Source organism: Flavobacterium sp. ALD4 (genome assembly GCF_002836475.1).
Taxonomy (GTDB): domain Bacteria; phylum Bacteroidota; class Bacteroidia; order Flavobacteriales; family Flavobacteriaceae; genus Flavobacterium.
In genome coordinates, this window is the sequence record NZ_PJBJ01000030.1 from 619288 (window position 1) to 635565 (window position 16278).

The window sequence follows — 16278 nt, forward strand, 5'->3', positions numbered from 1 at the left end:
GATCTATCACAATAAGGAGATTGGACTACGTTCGACCAGAAAGTCGATACATCCAATCACGTGAACCACCAGTTTGAAAAACAGATCGGACAAATTGCAATACTTCCAACGAGGTGATGATAATCTAGAAGTGGAGTCCAGTGACCACAAATAAAACGGGGCGAATTCGAAAAGCCTAATGAGTAGAAAAACAAAAAAACAAAAGAAATGGAACTACAGGCGACAGTTGTAAACAACTACCTTGAAAAGATAACGGATTTCGGTTTTGAATACGCACCTAAATTAATCGGCGGTATATTAGTACTATTTATTGGTTTATGGGTTACCAATTTAATTACTAAAGGGGTTGGAAAATCATTAGAAAAATCAAAAATCGATCAGTCCCTCGTGCCATTTGTAAGAAGCATCACAAACATAATATTGAAAATTTTAGTAGCTATTACCGTGATGGGAATGATAGGTATCGAAATGACATCATTTGTAGCTATCATTGGTGCCGCTGGTTTAGCCGTTGGACTGGCACTATCCGGAACGCTTCAGAATTTTGCAGGTGGAGTAGTTATTTTAATATTAAAACCCTTTAAAATAGGAGATTTTATTGAAGCGCAAGGCTATACGGGAACCGTAAAGGAAATTAGCATTTTTTCTACCCTGTTGAACACACCAGATAAGAAATTAGTAATAATCCCTAATGGCCCGCTCTCTACGGGTGCACTTACCAATTTTTCCGCTGAAACTCTAAGAAGAGTTGATTGGACAATTGGAATAGCGTATGGAGATGATGTTGAGAATTTAAAAAAAGCAATTAATGATTTTATTGCTGAGGACGGTCGTATTTTAAAGGATCCCTCACCCTTTATTGGTCTTTCTGAACTTGCTGATAGTTCTGTTAATTTTGCTGTAAAGGTATGGGTTGACGGTGAAGATTACTGGGGCGTATTTTATGATATGAATGAGAAAGTGTATACCCGTTTTGGAGATTACAAACTCAATATCCCTTTCCCGCAAATGGATGTTCATGTTCAAAATAATAAATAGGAAAAAACAATAGCGCAATTTTAAATCTGTGGTATCTTTTTACATTTTTATAAAATAGCTTCCCGTTTGTAAAAAATGGAAGCTATTTTTTTTTAAAATAAAAAAACAAGTGCCTAGCTTCTGTTATCTCAAAACTCCAGTACTTGAAACTAATTTTTTTCGCTAACTTTATACAAAGCTACTTCCAGACTTTTATAATCTGACAAAACTTTAGCTATAGATCCGTCTTTATTAATGATAAAATGCGTGGGAAATGCGTTGAGCTGCAAGGTCAAATTCATATAGGTTTTCATATTAGGAACAACGGAATAGGAAAGCGGTTTTTTAGCTAAAAACGGCTTTAATTGTTCTGGAGTATCTTCGGCTAAACTTATAAAAACGATGTCTTTTCTATTTTTGTAATTGCTAACTAGATTATTAACTTTAGAGAATTCCTCAATGCACGCCGCACAATGAATGTACCAGCATTTTACTACCACAATTTTCCCCTTCATACTTTCATTTGTGATCAAATTACCGTTTAAATCTTTTGATGAAAATTCAGGAAATGGTGTGCCTTCTTTTTTAAGATTTTGAATCTCATTGAAAGCCGTTTCGGCAATTACAGCTTTAATACTTGTATCTGAAGTCGACTCAATCTTAAAAAGTTTATAATAAAAAAGCGCTTCGTCTGATTCTAAGCGAATCGGAATATAATTTCCTTCACTTAACATTTTCAGAAAAGCCTCTTTAGTAATTTCTTTCGAATTAGAATCTAATGCTACAAAATCTCTGGAAAGCATAATCTCATTATATTGATATGTCCACCAATCGATAAACTTTTTTTGAATTTCAACTGGATTTACTTCTGGGTTTCCTAATTTGTTTTGACATGAACATACTATAAATAACACTAAAAAAGGGAGGACCGAAAATATTTTTTTCATCACAAATAAATAAGCTCCTAAATTAAGGGTTTTTTGTTACAAACAAAAAAATTAGCATTATTATGATTAAATTGTCTGGTAAAATTACTAATTTTAGTAAGGAAGAAACCTCACATCCATGAGTAACCTGTTTTACTTCAATAAATTACGTAAATATGAATACTAAGAACTTAAAAAAGAATTTTCATTTTTTACTTTTGGGAATTGCATTTACGGTATTTTTATTTGGAGTTATACTACCACTATTCTATGATTATTTTATTATCAATAAATTTTTTGAATTATATATTTTAATTATCTACGTATTTTTTTTCGTGGCATCTAGTCTACCAATTGGAATAGTCTTTATTGTAAAAAAGGATTACTTAGCGCTCAAACATATTTCAATAATTTATTTACTTGTAGTTATAGTTTCCTATCTCGGTTTAACCATTTCCTTAATAATCTCACCTATACTTGTAGGATACGGAGTCTACTATAATTTTAGTAGCTTTATAAAAAGAAGTAAATCTACAAGCACTTCGATTTGAGGAATTGTTGCGCTTTTTAAAATCATTCTTAAAAATCCTTAATTCCACTCTTTCATAACCCAGATAGTCCCGACGCTTCGCAAGACATCCTTTTACTTTATTTCTTACAATGTGAACACATTTAAGATTAAAACGTAAAAGATATAGCGTCCCAAAGCTTCAGGAGCAAGAAAAAGTTCCATATTGACACATCCCTGTAATGACAATTAAAACAAATCAATTACATTTGCATGTACTATTCTTCGATACGCTTTGATATCATAAATGGTGTAGTTAAAAATCTAAAATTAAAATGAGACATACAAAAGTTAAAGACTTACTAAACAGTACCGCGACGCTTCACGAAGTAAATGCAAAAGGATGGGTGCGAACTTTTAGAAACAATCAATTTATCGCTTTAAATGATGGGTCAACCATCAACAATATACAATGTGTTGTCGATTTTGAGAACACTCCTGATGAAACTTTAAAAAGAATTACTACCGGCGCTGCTATTTCTGTAACCGGAACCTTAGTGGAAAGTAAAGGTGCCGGACAACAATTTGAGATTCAAGTTGCGAAACTAGAGATCCTAGGAGATTCAGATGCAGAAAAGTTCCCGATACAACCAAAGAACAAACCAAGTTTAGATTACTTGCGTGAAAATGCGCATTTAAGAGTCCGTACGAATATGTTTGGCGCCATTATGCGCGTGCGTTCGGTTTTGTCATTTGCCGTTCACAGTTATTTCCAGGAAAAAGGATTTGTTTATGTAAACACACCTATTATCACAGGATCTGACGCTGAAGGTGCTGGTGAAATGTTTAAAGTTACGGCTTTACCATTTGACGGAACGCCAAGAACCGAAGACGGAAAAGTAAATTATAAAGAAGATTTCTTTGGAAAAGAAACCAACTTAACAGTTTCTGGACAATTAGAAGGAGAGACTTTTGCGATGGCTTTAGGACAGATATATACTTTCGGACCTACATTTAGAGCAGAAAACTCGAATACATCACGCCATTTGGCCGAATTCTGGATGATCGAACCTGAAGTGGCGTTCAATGATTTGAATGACAACATGGATCTTGCTGAAGATTTTATTCAGTATGTGATTAAATATACATTGGACAAATGTCCAGACGATTTGAAATTTCTTGAAACTCGTTTATTAGACGAAGAAAAATCAAAACCACAAGCGGAAAGAAGCGAAATGCCATTATTGGAAAAATTAAACTTTGTGCTTGAAAACAATTTCAAACGGGTTTCTTATACCGAAGCAATTGACATCTTAAGAGATTGTACACCAAACAAAAAGAAAAAATTCAACTATATCATTAAAGAATGGGGTGCTGACTTACAATCAGAACACGAACGTTATTTAGTGGAGAAACATTTTAAATGCCCAGTAATCTTGTTTGACTACCCTGCCAATATAAAAGCATTTTACATGCGTTTGAATGAGGACGGAAAAACAGTTCGTGCCATGGACATCCTTTTCCCTGGAATTGGAGAAATCGTGGGAGGTTCCCAAAGAGAAGAGCGTTTTGATGTTTTGGTAGAAAAGATGAAAGCTCTAGGAATTGACGAAGAAGAATTATGGTGGTATTTAGATACACGACGATTCGGTTCAGCAGTTCATTCAGGTTTCGGACTCGGATTTGAAAGACTAGTGTTATTTGTTACTGGTATGACAAACATCCGCGACGTGATTCCTTTTCCAAGAACACCTTTAAATGCGGAGTTTTAATTTTTACCACGAAATTTTTCACTAAGAAGAGTTAATGGTTTTTTGCCATAAAGGCTCTAATCTTTTTAAAATATTTTGCCACTAAGAAGCAAAAACGGTAACAAAAAGTTAAAGATATTATATTAATAAAAGTAATTTATAACTTGGCGTCTTTGCTTCTCAGCGGTAATTAAACCATAATTACAGAGAGAACCGACCATATTGCTAGAATAGTTGTTAATTCGGCTTTCAAAGTTCATAAAGAGCTTGGACCAGTTTTATTGGAAAGAGTTTACGAAGTTTATTTGGCGCATGAAACAAGTAAAGCGAGTCTTGATGTAAAAAGACAAATCGACATTCCTATTGTTTACGATGGCATTGAATTTAGCAAAGGTTTACGACTGGATTTATTAGTTTAAAATTGTATTAATACTCAAGTAAAAGTAGTAGAACTGGGAAATCCTGTTTGAGATACCCAAATCATAAGCCATTTGAAATTGTTAAATAAAGATTTGGAATTTTTGATTAATTTTAATGTTCCATTAATAAAGAGTGGTATCCGAAGGTTTATAAACACAAAAAAGAACTATTAAAAAACTTTGAGCCTTACTGGCAAAAAACACGGTTTTCTAACAAAATAAATAATACCAAACTTTGCGCTTTTGCGTCTTAGTGGCTAAAAATAAATTCGTGTCTTAACTATGCTAAAGCAATTTCTAAATTTAAAGTTATCTCAGAAATTATCTCCTCAGCAAATTCAGCTGATGAAGTTAATTCAATTGCCTACGCAAGCATTCGAACAACGTTTGTTGGAGGAAATGAATGAAAATCCCGCTTTGGAAGCAGGTAAAGAGGAAGACGAGTACGAAAAAGATGAGTTTGAAAACGAAGATTATGATGACTATGATGATTCTGAATCCGATAGAGTTGAAGCAGAAGACATTAATATTGACGAGTATCTAAGCAGCGATGACACGCCTGATTATAAAACCCAAACGAACAATTACAGTGATGACGATGAGGAGCGTGAATCTCCATTGGCAGCACCCGTTAGTTTTCATCAGGATCTAATCAATCAGTTGAATACGTTTATCCTGAATGATGACGAACGGGATATTGCTGAATTTTTGGTAGGTAGCATCGACGACATGGGTTATATCCGTCGTAGTGTCCCTGATATTGTAGATGACATGGCATTTACACAAGGACTTTACACTGACGAAGCTACTGTGGAAAGAATGCTGAACGTAATCCATGAATTAGAACCTTCAGGAGTAGGCGCTCGAGATTTACAAGAATGTTTGTTGTTGCAATTGAAACATAAAACCCCTACGGAATACGTGGAACTGGCTACCGATATTATCGAAAATCAGTTTGACGCTTTCACGAAAAAACATTACGATAAGTTAATCCAGAAATACAACATTTCGAATGAGCAGTTAAAGAAAGCGATTCACGAAATAGAAAGACTCAACCCGAAACCAGGCGGCGCCTTTACCGGAAACAATAAAATCACGGAGAATGTAGTTCCCGATTTTGCCATTAGAATAGTTGATGGCGAGCTAGAATTGACTTTAAACGGGAGAAATGCCCCTTCTCTGCATGTTTCTAAAGATTATCAGGAAATGATGCAGACCTATAAAGAATCCAAGGACAAATCAGGCACACAGAAAGATGCCGTTCAGTTTATCAAACAAAAACTGGACTCGGCAAAATGGTTCATCGACGCCATTAGACAGCGTCAGGAAACACTTTTTGTAACGATGAACGCCATTATGCATTATCAGGAAGAATATTTCCTAGATGGCGACGAAACTAAGTTGAAACCGATGATACTGAAAGACATTGCTGATTTAGTAGGTCTTGATATTTCCACAATCTCCCGCGTAGCAAACAGCAAGTATGTTGAAACTCCTTATGGAACCAAACTGATTAAAGAATTCTTCTCAGAGGCCATGAAAAATGATCAGGGAGAAGATGTTTCAACTTTGGAAATTAAAAAAATACTTCAGAATATCATTGAGGAAGAAGACAAGAAAAAACCATTGCCTGACGATCAACTGGCGGAATTGTTAAAAGAAAAAGGCTACCCTATTGCGAGAAGAACTATTGCTAAATATAGAGAACAACTGGATATTCCTGTTGCTAGAATGAGGAAGAAGATATAAGATTGTTGATCTTATATTTTTGATTAACGATTTTAGATACATTAAGCATGTCTATAAATAATAAACCCTTTCAAAATTTCGATTTTGAAAGGGTTTATTATTTACTATATTTTCGATTAGCCTCCCTCTAATTCGGTAAGTCCCGAACCGTCGTGAACGAAGAGGGTTTTTATTTTCCCTCCTGATCCTTCCTCATTGCGTGATAATATGCAGCGCGGCTCAGCGGCTCGTATTCTTCTGTTTCCCCGAGCATCACCAATTTCTCATTGTCCGTTTTGCGAAAACTATAATTCGCCAAATTCCCGGTTCGTGTGCATACTGCATGAACTTTGGTTACGTATTCAGCAGTAGCCATTAGAGCCGGCATGGGGCCAAAAGGGTTTCCTTTAAAGTCCATGTCTAATCCTGCAACAATGACACGGATTCCCTGGTTAGCCAAATCATTACATACCCGTACGATTTCATCGTCAAAAAATTGTGCTTCATCAATACCGACAACATCACAGCCTTGTGCTAAAATCGCGATATTGGCAGCGGCAGGCACCGGCGTAGAACGAATTTCATTAGCATTATGAGATACCACCATTTCATCATGATACCTGGTATCAATGGCGGGTTTAAATATTTCCACCTTTTGTTTGGCGAATTGCGCTCTTTTCAGACGTCGAATCAGTTCTTCGGTTTTACCCGAAAACATCGAACCGCAAATAACTTCGATCCAACCAAATTGTTCTTTATGATTTACTGTATTTTCGAGAAACATTTTTGTATTTTTCTAACTTAAAAAATGAATAGTTTTTATTACTTTGTAATGTAATAAACCGCCTTAAGATTTTATACTTTTACGTAGTCTCAAAAGTAGAAAATTTTTATCAATTCGATGATTTGTGAACGCTTAATTAAAAATTAAATGTTCAATGCAAAAGAACCTTATTCCTTAAGTAGGATAAAAATTATAGATTAGCATAAACACATACGCCATATATACAATAATTCAAAAGTCATGAAAAAAAGATTGGAAGCCGATTTAGTCAGCATTGCTCACAGAATATTACAACTTAAGAACAAGTCTGACGTCAATCAATTGTTTTTGGAAACCCAAAAACTATATGAAAAACTGTCGGTTTTACGATTCGTTAATGAGCATTATGGCACTATCAGGCCTACATTAACCCATGCCGAAATTGAAAAAGAAATCGAAGCATTTTACGACAAAAGTAGCGATCTACCTCTTGAAACGATGATTGAAATGACTGGATTCGTTCCTGTAGAAAAGGTACCTTTAGAAGATACAATCGTACAATTTGCACCTATAGAAGAAGTCCCTGCTGAAGAAGTATACATACATCAACCAATCGCGACGGAAACGGAAGAACCAATCGATGAGAAAAGCGGTACTGAAGAAGATGAACTTACTGCAGAAGAAGTAGATCTATTAGGCGATTTTGCGGCTGATATAGCAGAACAGCCACTAGAGGACATCGAAGCAATCGAAGAAGAAGACTCGAGTACTGAAATTGACACCGCGGAAACATGGGAAGAAAAAGATAGTGAAGAAGCTCAAGAAAAAATAGCGAGCAAAGAAGTACATAAAGAAGAGGAACAAGAAGGTACTGCCGAAGACGTAAATGATTTAGGCGATTTTGCAGCAGATATAACAGAAAAGCCACTAGACGACATCGAAGCAACCGAAGAAGAGCTAGCACCTGAATTTAAGGCTACTTTTGAACTCACTGAAGTTGAAACCCCAAAGCACGCACAAACCATGCAAATCTCTTTTGAAGATTTACTTGGAGGCCATTATAGCGAACCTGATTTTGTAAAGGTCGATGAAATAGAAGCGTTACCGCCGGAAACAGTGTTTGAAGCTATAGAAAAAACAGAAAACAAAAAAACACCTCCAGCTATCGCGATCGAAAAAACTACCGAATTAAAAACGGTTTCACTGAATGACAAATTTTCGAAAGGAATCGACATTGATCTCAATGACAGAATTGCATTTGTAAAACACCTCTTTGGAAATAGCAACGAAGATTACAACCGTGTATTGAATCAATTAATCACTTTTGACAATTTCTATGAAACACGAAACTTCATTGAAGAAATGGTAAAACCAGACTATAACAATTGGGAAGGAAAAGATGATTATGCCGAACGATTCATGGATATCATCGAGAAAAAATTCCTTTAAATAAGTTTCTAAATACTGAAAATAAGACCCGTTCCCTTTATAGACAGCGCCGCTCTTATATCACTAGCATCTAATACTAATAAAATTCCCGCATAACCGCGTATGTCAAAATTATATATAGTTCCCACGCCAATAGGCAATCTTGAGGACATGACCTTTAGAGCCGTCCGGATTCTAAAAGAGGTCGACTTGATTCTTGCCGAAGACACCCGCACCAGCGGAAAACTCTTAAAGCATTTTGAGATTGGTACGCACATGTACAGTCATCACATGCACAATGAGCATAAAACAATCGAGAATTTAATCTCCCGATTAAAAGCTGGTGAAAACATTGCACTGATATCCGATGCAGGAACACCTGCGATTTCAGACCCAGGGTTCTTGTTGACTCGTGCTTGTGTAGAGAACGGCATAACCGTGGAATGCCTGCCGGGCGCCACCGCTTTTGTCCCCGCATTAGTCAACAGCGGACTGCCAAACGATAAATTTGTTTTCGAAGGTTTTTTGCCTGATAAAAAAGGAAAACAAACCCGTTATTTGGCTTTAGCCGAAGAAACGCGTACCATGATATTATATGTTTCTCCTCATAAATTACTAAAAACACTAACAGAATTTATTACTTATTTTGGCGAAGACCGACAGATCTGCGTTTCAAGAGAATTATCTAAACTACACGAAGAAAATGTTAGAGGAACAGTACAAGAAGTTCTAGCCCATTTTGAAAAAACAGCACCAAGAGGCGAAATTGTTGTGGTAGTAGGCGGAAAACCAATCGTTAAAGAAGTGAAGAAAAGTAAATTCCAGAAAGACGAATAACGCATGAATAATACAAAAATTATCATTGTCGGTGCCGGTCTATCGGGTTTAATGATCGCTTATTTATTACAAAAAAAAGGGCTTGAAGTTATTATATTTGAAGCCGACACTCGCATTGGTGGCCGCATAGAAACGATAACCGGTACAACTGGGGCAACAATGGAAATGGGAGCAACATGGTTCAGTAAACCGCATCAGCATCTTATTGCCTTGTTAAACGAACTCAAAATAGCTTATTTTAAGCAACACACCCAAGGCATCTCTTTTTTTGAAACCATGTCCTTTGTGCCTCCGCAAAAATTTGAAATTTCAGATGCCGAAGAGCCCTCTTATCGAATAGTCGGTGGAACGGCCACATTAATTCAAAAATTAGTTGCCGGAGTTGGTATTCAAAATATCCAACTACAAACTAAAGTAACTGCCATAAAAGAAGTTGATAACCACTTGGAGGTTACAGATTCTGACGGAATAGTATATATAGGCGCTACAGTCATCAGCACTTTACCTCCGCATTTGTTAATTCAAACTATAACATTCGAGCCAATTTTACCTGATTCTATTCAGCAATTAGCGCGGAAAACGCATACTTGGATGGGCGAATCCATAAAATTTGCAATGGAATATGCAAGCCCATTTTGGAGAGAACTCAATTATTCCGGAACGCTATTCAGTCAGGCCAGCATCATTCAGGAAATGTATGATCACAATACTTCCGACAACAAAGGATATGCATTAAAAGGTTTTCTGAACGGCGGTACCCATACCCTGTCAGAAGAAGAACGAAAAGCGAAAGTAATCCTTCAGCTAACAAAACTTTTCGGTACTGAAGCCGCAAATTACGTGGAATATCACGAAAAAGTATGGCGCGACGAACCACTCACCTTTTTCCCGTACGAGCAACTGCTCATGGGACATGAAAACAACGGACATCCCGACTATAAAAAACCATTATTAAACGGTAAATTATATATTTCAGGTTCAGAGACCGCCTCAGCAAATCCAGGATACATGGAGGGAGCGGTAGTTGCAGCTAAAAATATTGCCTCCCAATTTTAACAAACTAAGGATATGAATCTGAACTCTTTTTTAGAAAAATTAAAACAAACTCCACAAAACATCACATTCCTAGAAACCATCGCGGTGATTGAAGAAAATTATACTTTTTCTCCAACGGCATTTGAAAACGGAATACTCCACAATGCAGCGGGAGAAAACTCTGGTTCTTGTAAATTATTCGCTTTCGCCGAATTTCAAAACTTGTCTGAAACAGCAACATTATCTTGTTTTGGCGCTTATTATCAAGAAGACGTTTTAGGTGATCCGGAAGGAACGAGTCACCAAAACATTCGCAACTTCATGAAAACTGGTTGGGACGGAATTGCATTTTATGGTGAAGCTTTAGAATTGAAGAAGACTATTTAATAATTATGATAAACGATATTTAATTTTTGAACACGAAACCTCAAATCAAAAATCAACATGCGTTGGACTATTAAACCAAAACCTTCCGAAGATAAAATCAAGCATTTGGCGCAAGCCTTAAATGTGGAGGATTTTGTGGCTACCTTATTAGTACAGCGCGGGATTGAAACTTTCGAAGACGCTAAGAACTTCTTTCGTCCGTCATTAGACCACTTGCACGATCCGTACCTGATGAAAGATATGGAAAAAGCGGTGGCTCGCATTGAATTAGCCATCGAAAATCACGAAAACATTATGGTTTTTGGTGATTATGATGTCGATGGAACGACCGCTGTCTCGCTAGTGTCGTCCTACTTAAAAACCTATTATCCTAATGTTGCCACCTATATTCCAGATCGCTACGATGAGGGATATGGGATTTCTTTTAAAGGGATTGACTTTGCTGATAACAATGGCATGTCCCTGATAATTGCCTTAGATTGCGGTATAAAATCAATCGATCATGTGCGGTACGCCAAAGAACGAAATATCGATTTTATCATCTGTGATCACCACAGACCTGGAAAAGACCTACCCGAAGCTGTTGCCATTTTGGATCCCAAAAGAGACGACTGCAGCTATCCTTATGATGAATTGTGCGGATGTGGAATAGGGTTTAAATTAATTCAGGCATTAGGATTAAACCAAGGACAGACGGTAGCAGATTTAACCTCTTATCTCGATTTAGTTGCCGCTGCAATAGCCGCTGATATCGTTCCGATGACTGGAGAAAACCGCGTACTCGCCTACTTTGGTTTGCAAGTGATTAATAGCGATCCAAGACCGGGTATCAAAGCTTTAGTTCATCAAGTCAAAAAACAAACCTTAGATATTACCGATGTTGTTTTTATCATCGCACCAAGAATTAATGCCGCGGGACGCATCAAACATGGTAATCATGCCGTAGAATTATTAACGGAATTTGATTTTGAACAAGCACAGCAATTTGCTTCAGAAATAGAACAATATAATTCAGATCGCAAAGATTTAGACAAGCAAATTACTAAAGAAGCACTATTACAAATTGAAGTAAACGAAGAAAAAGACCGCTTTACCTCAGTTGTCTATCAGGAAAACTGGCACAAAGGCGTAATTGGAATTGTCGCTTCCCGATTGATTGAAACCCACTATCGCCCTACCCTAGTTTTTACAAAAAGTGGTGATAAATATGCAGCTTCCGCACGATCAGTCAAAGGTTTTGACATCTATAATGCACTCGAAGCCTGCTCGCAACATTTAGAGCAATTTGGAGGACATATGTATGCCGCCGGAATGACATTAAAAGAAGAGAATTATTCCATTTTTAAAGAAGCCTTTGAAAAACAAGTGCAGGAAACGATTCATCCGGATATGTTGATTCCTGAAATAGAGATTGATGCCGAAATAGATTTTGCGGACATCACCCCTAAACTTACCCGAATTTTAAAACAATTTGAACCTTTTGGACCGCAAAACATGACGCCGGTATTTTTGACGAAGAACGTAAAAGATACGGGATATGCAAAGAAACTGGGTGCCGAAGATGAGCATTTGAAACTGTTTGTAAAACAAAATAATTCCGAAGGAATTCCTGCCATAGGATTTGGATTAGGAAATAAAATTGATTTAACCACGAATCAAAAAGCATTTGAAGCCGTGTACTGCATCGACGAAAACGAATGGAATGGGAAAATTTCGATCCAATTAAGATTAAAAAATATCAGATAATTAGCCTAAAAAATGACAAAGAAAGATCCATACGCAGCTTTACGTTACAAAGAATTCAATACTTTTTTATTGTTGCGTTTTGCGATGGTTTTCGCCTGGTCTATGCAGTTTATCGTAATCGAATGGCAGGTGTACAGCATAACCAAAGACCCGCTTTCATTAGGTCTTATCGGCTTGATGGAAGTGATCCCCGCCGTATCGATGGCTTTGTTTGCTGGTCACATTGTAGACCAAAAGGAAAAGAAAGGGCTGTTGCTAAAATGCATTTTGGCTTTTTCGGTTGTTAGTTTCGGCCTTTTTCTATTGACTTGGCCTGCGGTCGTGCAGGATTACGCCACTAAAACGATTTTGTATTCCATTTATTTCTTAGTTTTTCTGGGAGGATTAGTGAGGGCTTTTTTAGGCCCCACTATTTTTTCTTTTTTAGCACTATTGGTTCCAAAGAAAGTATATCCTAATGCGGCTACCTGGAGTAGTTCCGTTTGGCAAATAGCTTCAGTGGCGGGACCTGCAGTGGCCGGTTTCTCCATTACGTTGATTGGAGTTCACTGGTCTATGTGTTCTGTTTTTGCCTGTTCCATTTTTGCGATGCTTTTTTTATCACAAATTGAAAAAAAACCGATTATGAATCCGAAAATAGGGGAACCTGTAATGCAAAGTTTGTCTGAAGGACTAAAGTTCGTGTTCAATAACAAAACCGTTTTAGGCGCCATTACATTAGATATGGTGGCGGTCCTTTTTGGAGGAGCGGTAGCGCTGTTACCCATTTTTGCTCAAGACATCCTGAAAGTGGGACCTGAAGGATTTGGCTTTCTCAGAGCTGCTCCGGCAGTTGGTGCTTTTATTACCATGCTGATTACGGCATACGTTCCCTTGAGCAAAAATGCAGGGATGAAATTATTATCCGCCATTTTTGCTTTTGGAATCTGTATCATCGTATTTGGTCTTTCCACCATTTTTTGGGTTTCCCTATTAGCCTTATTCCTTAGCGGTGTCTTTGATGGTATTTCGGTGGTGATACGTCAAACCATCTTGCAACTTAAAACGCCTGACCACATGCGCGGGAGGGTTTCGGCAGTAAACTCGATGTTTGTTGGTTCTTCAAACGAATTAGGTGCTTTTGAAAGCGGGCTTACAGCAAAACTAATGGGAACAGTTACGGCAGTTGTTTTTGGAGGAAGCATGACGCTCTTTGTTGTGTTAACAACCGGAATAATCTCCCCTACGTTCAGAAAACTTGATCTTACTAAAGATTTAGAGGAACATGAAAATCAGGAGTGAATTTTATTTGGTTTTGAGCAAATCATAAATATAGATATTATCAAAAACTAGATTTATAAAAAAGACATTGGCGAAACTAAAAAAGAAGAATCTTCATTAAGTTTAAAAAATCAATAAGTCGGTAATGAACCCTGACATTCGTTGCCGGCTTTTCTTATAGTATTTATCCCAATAAACTACTTCCCGTATTTTTTAATCTCGAAGTTTTCCCCATCAAAAACGCCATAAGTGAAATACGTAATCCAGTCGCCAAGATTTACATATTCAGAATTTTCACCAACAGAAACTTTCATAGGTAGATGACGGTGTCCAAAAACGAGGTAATTGTAGTGTTTGGTTTCCAATTTTCTCTTTGAATATAGAATTAGCCATTCCTTATCCTCTCCCAGAAAAGTGATGTCTTCATCACCAGAAATCAATTTATTTTTTACGGATAGGTATTGCGCCAGACGAACTCCAATATCGGGATGTAACCAACTAAAAAGCCATTTAGAAAACGGATTTGTAAATACTTTTTTCATGCGTTTATATCCCATATCTCCGGGACCTTTTCCGTCTCCGTGGCCTATCAAAAAAGTTTTATCTCCAAAAGTATATTCTTGATTGTCATAGTACACTGGAATGTTTAATTCTTTCTCAAAATAATCATCCATCCATAAATCATGATTTCCTACGAAAAAATAGATTGGGATTCCGCTGTCGCGAATTTCGGCTATTTTACCTAAAACGCGAACAAATCCTTTAGGTACAACGGTTTTATATTCGAACCAAAAATCAAACAAATCGCCCACTAGAAAAATAGCTTCAGCATCACCTTTTACCTCATCGAGCCATGCCACGAATCGCTTTTCTCTTGGCAAACTAAGTGCTGCTGTTGGCGCACCAAAATGCTGATCGGAGGCAAAATATATTTTTTTATTGTTGGCTAAATACATGAAACTAAAGTATGAATTTTGAATTACAAATTATCGCTGGCATACCATTCGGCAAAAGACGACTCTGTTTCTTGTAACTTTAAAGCGAAAAGCTTTATATCTGCAGGCAACCTAGCTATTATTCTTTGTGCAAAATCAATCACCATATTTTCACTTGTAGGCTGGTAATCTACCAAAATAACATGATGACCTCGGTTCTTTAATTCGTGTGCTAATTCTACATGAGGAGTGGTTTCATTAAAAACGGTAGCGTGATCAAACTGATCTACAATCTCTTCTTTTACAATTTTCTTCAAGTCGGTAAAATCGATAACCATTCCAAACTTTACATTGTCACGGTTCTCGATAGGACTCCCGATAACGGTTACAGACAATTTATAACTATGTCCGTGAACATTTTTACATTTGCCATCATACCCATACAGTGCATGACCAGTTTCGAAACTAAATTTTTTTGTAATTCTGATATTGCTCATTTCCGTTTTAATTTTGGTTGCAAATTTAGTGAAAAATTAACCGTTTTTGTGTCTTTTTTTCAGAGAAGCATACATCCAATAAGCAAATCCGATTAAAACAACAAACGGAACAAAGGAACAATAGTCACTCCTATCTAGCAACTGCTGTCGGTCGCATTTTTTAATTTTTCCGCAATATCTACTTGTTGTACAAGAGCATTACTTCTTATTCTCTATTATTTTTTAAATTGATTCAGAGCGTTTTTGGTGAAATCAGACAACACTAATTCTCCTGAAATAGCAGCTCTCTCCAGCAGTAATGTATCCCAGCCTTCTGTTCCTTCCCAAATTATCTTCTTCATTTGCACTAAGGCTTCCGGATTGTAAGAGGCTAACTTTTCAGTAAAATGGGCGATGTGAATATCTAATTCTACCTGGTTTTCCACTACTTTGGCGTAAAGTCCTTTATCATGTGCCCAGTCTGTATTTTTCCATTCGGTGGCTGCGAGCGTCATATCTGTCATTGCTGTTTTACCTATTTTTCGGCTTACCGCAGGTTCAATCACAAATGGACCAATCCCAATCGCAAGTTCCGAAAGTTTTATGGCGCTTTCAATGGTCGCAAAAGCATAATCGCAGGCCGCAGCAATTCCTACGCCACCTCCTACTGCTTTTCCGTGGATGCGCCCCACTATTATCTTAGAACACTTGCGCATGGCGTTTATTAAATTTGCAAATCCGGAGAAAAACTCCGTTCCTTCCTCCAGATCAGATACCGCTAAAAGTTCATCAAAAGACGCCCCAGCACAAAAAGCTCCTGTTCCTTCACTTCGTAAAATAATTACAGAAACAGCGGCATTTGCACTCAATTGGCTCAACTCTTCGGTTAATCCGTCTAACAGTTTCCTTGGAAAAGAATTACTTGCCGGATGACTGAATTGCACCGTAGCAACTGTGTTATTGATTGTCGTGGTTAATGAACCCATTGATTTTTTTTGTTCCATTTTAGCTGTTTTTATGTAAAGTTAAAAATATTCAGCTGAAACCACTCTTTTTAAAAAT

15 protein-coding genes are annotated in these 16278 nt (G+C 37.1%); 10 read left to right on the forward strand and 5 right to left on the reverse strand.

The genetic code is table 11. From position 1 onward, the window contains the following. Positions 1-207: 207 nt before the first annotated feature. A complete protein-coding gene (locus CXF59_RS11370) occupies positions 208-1038 on the forward strand; it encodes a mechanosensitive ion channel family protein (RefSeq protein WP_101137888.1) in 831 nt (276 codons plus the stop codon). 149 nt (positions 1039-1187) lie between these two features. On the opposite strand, the gene CXF59_RS11375 is transcribed toward CXF59_RS11370, so the two are convergent. Then, positions 1188-1964: a TlpA disulfide reductase family protein gene (locus CXF59_RS11375; RefSeq protein WP_101137889.1), complete on the reverse strand. Its 777-nt coding sequence runs from the start codon at positions 1962-1964 to the stop codon at positions 1188-1190. 822 nt (positions 1965-2786) lie between these two features. On the opposite strand from CXF59_RS11375, the gene asnS reads away from it, so the two are divergent. The 3 genes from asnS to rpoN all read left to right on the forward strand — a co-directional run bounded on the left by asnS (position 2787) and on the right by rpoN (position 6370). Further along, on the forward strand, positions 2787-4223 hold the full coding sequence (gene asnS, locus CXF59_RS11385) for an asparagine--tRNA ligase (protein ID WP_101137891.1): 1437 nt from the start codon (positions 2787-2789) through the stop codon (positions 4221-4223). 209 nt (positions 4224-4432) lie between these two features. Further along, positions 4433-4621 carry a GxxExxY protein gene (locus tag CXF59_RS15780; RefSeq protein ID WP_369828578.1) on the forward strand — a complete coding sequence of 63 codons (189 nt, stop codon included), beginning with the start codon at positions 4433-4435 and terminating at the stop codon, positions 4619-4621. Positions 4622-4903: 282 nt separating this feature from the next. After that, positions 4904-6370 carry an RNA polymerase factor sigma-54 gene (gene rpoN / locus CXF59_RS11395; protein ID WP_101137892.1) on the forward strand — a complete coding sequence of 489 codons (1467 nt, stop codon included), beginning with the start codon at positions 4904-4906 and terminating at the stop codon, positions 6368-6370. A gap of 169 nt (positions 6371-6539) precedes the next feature. Here the strand turns inward: rpoN and CXF59_RS11400 are convergent, their stop codons facing one another. Then, on the reverse strand, positions 6540-7133 hold the full coding sequence (locus CXF59_RS11400) for a thymidine kinase (RefSeq protein ID WP_101137893.1): 594 nt from the start codon (positions 7131-7133) through the stop codon (positions 6540-6542). A gap of 240 nt (positions 7134-7373) precedes the next feature. Between CXF59_RS11400 and CXF59_RS11405 the strand changes: the two genes are divergently transcribed. The 6 genes from CXF59_RS11405 (at position 7374) to CXF59_RS11430 (ending at position 13826) form a co-directional block, all read left to right on the forward strand. After that, on the forward strand, positions 7374-8561 hold the full coding sequence (locus CXF59_RS11405; RefSeq protein ID WP_101137894.1) for a hypothetical protein: 1188 nt from the start codon (positions 7374-7376) through the stop codon (positions 8559-8561). 102 nt (positions 8562-8663) lie between these two features. Further along, positions 8664-9377, forward strand: coding sequence for a 16S rRNA (cytidine(1402)-2'-O)-methyltransferase (gene rsmI / locus CXF59_RS11410; protein ID WP_101137895.1), 714 nt, complete (start codon positions 8664-8666; stop codon positions 9375-9377). Positions 9378-9380: 3 nt separating this feature from the next. Beyond that, entirely contained in the window at positions 9381-10433 is a 1053-nt protein-coding gene (locus CXF59_RS11415; protein WP_101137896.1) for an NAD(P)/FAD-dependent oxidoreductase, read from the forward strand. Positions 10434-10445: 12 nt separating this feature from the next. Further along, the gene (locus tag CXF59_RS11420) at positions 10446-10799 is read left to right on the forward strand and encodes a HopJ type III effector protein (RefSeq protein ID WP_101137897.1); all 354 of its coding nucleotides are present in this window, start codon (positions 10446-10448) and stop codon (positions 10797-10799) included. Positions 10800-10856: 57 nt separating this feature from the next. Beyond that, entirely contained in the window at positions 10857-12545 is a 1689-nt protein-coding gene (gene recJ / locus CXF59_RS11425) for a single-stranded-DNA-specific exonuclease RecJ (protein WP_101137898.1), read from the forward strand. A gap of 12 nt (positions 12546-12557) precedes the next feature. Next, entirely contained in the window at positions 12558-13826 is a 1269-nt protein-coding gene (locus tag CXF59_RS11430; RefSeq protein ID WP_101137899.1) for an MFS transporter, read from the forward strand. A 176-nt stretch (positions 13827-14002) separates the two neighbouring features. Here CXF59_RS11430 and CXF59_RS11435 read toward each other — a convergent pair whose 3' ends face one another. The 3 genes from CXF59_RS11435 to CXF59_RS11445 form a co-directional block, all read right to left on the reverse strand. Then, complete coding sequence (locus tag CXF59_RS11435) at positions 14003-14761, reverse strand: UDP-2,3-diacylglucosamine diphosphatase (protein ID WP_101137900.1); 759 nt, start codon at positions 14759-14761, stop codon at positions 14003-14005. Between the two features lie 23 nt (positions 14762-14784). Beyond that, on the reverse strand, positions 14785-15237 hold the full coding sequence (locus CXF59_RS11440; protein WP_016990127.1) for a 6-carboxytetrahydropterin synthase: 453 nt from the start codon (positions 15235-15237) through the stop codon (positions 14785-14787). 215 nt (positions 15238-15452) lie between these two features. Then, complete coding sequence (locus CXF59_RS11445) at positions 15453-16220, reverse strand: enoyl-CoA hydratase/isomerase family protein (RefSeq protein WP_101137901.1); 768 nt, start codon at positions 16218-16220, stop codon at positions 15453-15455. Positions 16221-16278 lie beyond the last annotated feature (58 nt).

Excerpts from the sequence above, each read along its gene's own strand:
- CXF59_RS11445 (WP_101137901.1), bottom strand. The coding sequence starts at position 16,220 with ATGGAACAAAAAAAATCAATGGGTTCATTAACCACGACAATCAATAAC.
- CXF59_RS11400 (WP_101137893.1), bottom strand. The coding sequence starts at position 7,133 with ATGTTTCTCGAAAATACAGTAAATCATAAAGAACAATTTGGTTGGATC.
- CXF59_RS11415 (WP_101137896.1), top strand. The coding sequence starts at position 9,381 with ATGAATAATACAAAAATTATCATTGTCGGTGCCGGTCTATCGGGTTTA.
- CXF59_RS11440 (WP_016990127.1), bottom strand. The coding sequence starts at position 15,237 with ATGAGCAATATCAGAATTACAAAAAAATTTAGTTTCGAAACTGGTCAT.
- CXF59_RS11435 (WP_101137900.1), bottom strand. The coding sequence starts at position 14,761 with ATGTATTTAGCCAACAATAAAAAAATATATTTTGCCTCCGATCAGCAT.
- CXF59_RS11375 (WP_101137889.1), bottom strand. The coding sequence starts at position 1,964 with ATGAAAAAAATATTTTCGGTCCTCCCTTTTTTAGTGTTATTTATAGTA.
- asnS (WP_101137891.1), top strand. The coding sequence starts at position 2,787 with ATGAGACATACAAAAGTTAAAGACTTACTAAACAGTACCGCGACGCTT.
- CXF59_RS11405 (WP_101137894.1), top strand. The coding sequence starts at position 7,374 with ATGAAAAAAAGATTGGAAGCCGATTTAGTCAGCATTGCTCACAGAATA.
- CXF59_RS11370 (WP_101137888.1), top strand. The coding sequence starts at position 208 with ATGGAACTACAGGCGACAGTTGTAAACAACTACCTTGAAAAGATAACG.
- CXF59_RS11420 (WP_101137897.1), top strand. The coding sequence starts at position 10,446 with ATGAATCTGAACTCTTTTTTAGAAAAATTAAAACAAACTCCACAAAAC.
- rpoN (WP_101137892.1), top strand. The coding sequence starts at position 4,904 with ATGCTAAAGCAATTTCTAAATTTAAAGTTATCTCAGAAATTATCTCCT.
- CXF59_RS11430 (WP_101137899.1), top strand. The coding sequence starts at position 12,558 with ATGACAAAGAAAGATCCATACGCAGCTTTACGTTACAAAGAATTCAAT.
- recJ (WP_101137898.1), top strand. The coding sequence starts at position 10,857 with ATGCGTTGGACTATTAAACCAAAACCTTCCGAAGATAAAATCAAGCAT.
- rsmI (WP_101137895.1), top strand. The coding sequence starts at position 8,664 with ATGTCAAAATTATATATAGTTCCCACGCCAATAGGCAATCTTGAGGAC.